The sequence below is a fragment of the Phytoactinopolyspora endophytica genome (assembly GCF_004138495.1).
Taxonomy (GTDB): domain Bacteria; phylum Actinomycetota; class Actinomycetes; order Jiangellales; family Jiangellaceae; genus Phytoactinopolyspora; species Phytoactinopolyspora endophytica.
In genome coordinates, this window is record NZ_ML142852.1 from 486196 (window position 1) to 487946 (window position 1751).

Sequence of the window (1751 nt, forward strand, 5' to 3'; positions counted from 1 at the left end):
GAAGCCTCCGGCCCTCTCGAACAGCTCCCTCCCCGCCGGTGAGCCCCTCATGTCCGATCCACACGTCGACACCGACCCCCGCCGCCGCAGGCTCGGCGCCGCGACCCGGCGGGTGCAGGCAGGCTCGGCCACGGTCGAAATGACGCTTGCCACGCCGGTGCTGATCGTGGTGCTCGTCTTCGTCGCCGTCGTCGTCCACCGCGGCGTCGACGCCCGGCTACGCCTCGACGACGCCGCCCACCAAGCCGCCCGCGCGGCCAGCCTCGCCCGCACACCAGCCGCCGCCATGGCCGCGGCCGAACAGAGCGCGGCAGACGCGCTCGCCGACGCCGACGTGGTCTGCACATCGCTGAACGTCGACACCGACACCACCACGTTCACACCCGGCGGCACGGTCGCGGTCACCCTCTCCTGCACCGTCGACCAGACCGACGCGCTGCTGCTCGGCGTGCCCGCCAGCCGAGTCGTCACCGCCACCTTCACCTCACCGGTCGACGCCTGGCGCTCCACCCACACCCCGGACACGACACCATGAACCACATCCGCCCCCGCGTCCGTCTCCGACGCCCCTGCCGCGGCGAGCGCGGCCAGGTCAGCGCGTTCCTCGTCGCCGGCATCACCGGGATACTCCTGCTGACCGGGCTCGTGCTCGACGGCGGCCTCGCGTTGTCCGCCAAGGTCGAGGCGATCGGCCACGCCCAAGAAGCCGCCCGCGCCGGGGCGCAGCAACTCGACCTCGCCGCCTTCCGCGCCGACGGCACCCTCACCCTCGACCCGCACGCCGCCGGCGCCACCGCGCACGAGTACCTCGACGCGGCCGGCGCCACCGGCACCGTCACCGTCGCCGGCGACACCATCACGGTGAACGTCACCGCGACCTACTCGCCCCAGTTGCTCAGCCTGGCCGGCATCAGCACCGTCGACGTCGCCGGCACGGCCAGCGCCCAGCCGCACCGCGGCGACACCGCCGACGGTGACCCATGAAGACGAATCCCGCCAGGACACACCCCGGCCCTCCTGTCACCGGGCCGCGCCCGGGCGCCAACCGGCCGCCACGGCCCGCCATGATCGTTGCGCGAGTCGTACGTGGGGTGCTCGCTGCCACCGTGCTAGCTGCGCTGCTCGGCGGCCTACCCTGGGCGCTGGCCCGCTACATCGGCTGGCCGCTGCCCGAACACCTGCCCACCTGGGCCGAAGCCCAGGCCGCGCTCACCACAGAGATGAGCTCCCGGGTCCTGATCGATGCCCTCGCCGTGCTGTGCTGGGCAGCGTGGGCGGCCTTCGTCGTCGACACCATCCGCGCCGTCCCCGCCGCGATCCGCACCGCCGCCCACACCATGCCCTCCCCCGACCGGGCCGCCACCGGTCCCATCCATGCGTTCACCCTCGTGCTCATCACCGCGATCGCCGTCGCCGTCCTCACCCACCGGCCAGCAGCAGAGCCCGCCACCGCCTCCCCCATAGCCACGGCCGCGGATGTACCCCAGGATCGCCTCCAACCCAGCGCACACACCAGCGCCCGGCCTGCCGATCCGGCGCAGCCGAAGGTGACCGTCCGCGAACCCGCCGGCGGCGTGCATGACTGCCTATGGCGCATCGCCGAGCGTGAACTCGGCGACGGAGCCCGCTGGCCCGAGATTTACCAGCTCAACCGCGGCCGCCCACAACCCGGCGGCGCCACGCTCACCAACCCCGACCTCATTTATCCCGGCTGGGAACTCCTGTTGCCTGACGACGCACGCCCAGACGCG

At 73.3% G+C, this 1751-nt stretch carries 3 protein-coding genes; all 3 read left to right on the plus strand.

The genetic code is table 11. The annotated features are described in order from the left end of the window. Window positions 1–535: TadE/TadG family type IV pilus assembly protein (locus ELR45_RS10640; RefSeq protein ID WP_205856361.1), on the plus strand; the 535-nt coding region annotated here is incomplete at its 5' end. Continuing rightward, complete coding sequence (locus ELR45_RS10645) at window positions 532–984, plus strand: TadE/TadG family type IV pilus assembly protein (protein WP_129665733.1); 453 nt, start codon at window positions 532–534, stop codon at window positions 982–984. The genes ELR45_RS10640 and ELR45_RS10645, both read left to right, overlap by 4 nt. Beyond that, window positions 981–1751: LysM peptidoglycan-binding domain-containing protein (locus ELR45_RS10650; RefSeq protein WP_205856362.1), on the plus strand; the 771-nt coding region annotated here is incomplete at its 3' end. The genes ELR45_RS10645 and ELR45_RS10650, both read left to right, overlap by 4 nt.

Bases quoted from the DNA above. Each gene is read 5' to 3' on its own strand.
- ELR45_RS10645 (WP_129665733.1), top strand. From the start codon at position 532: ATGAACCACATCCGCCCCCGCGTCCGTCTCCGACGCCCCTGCCGCGGC.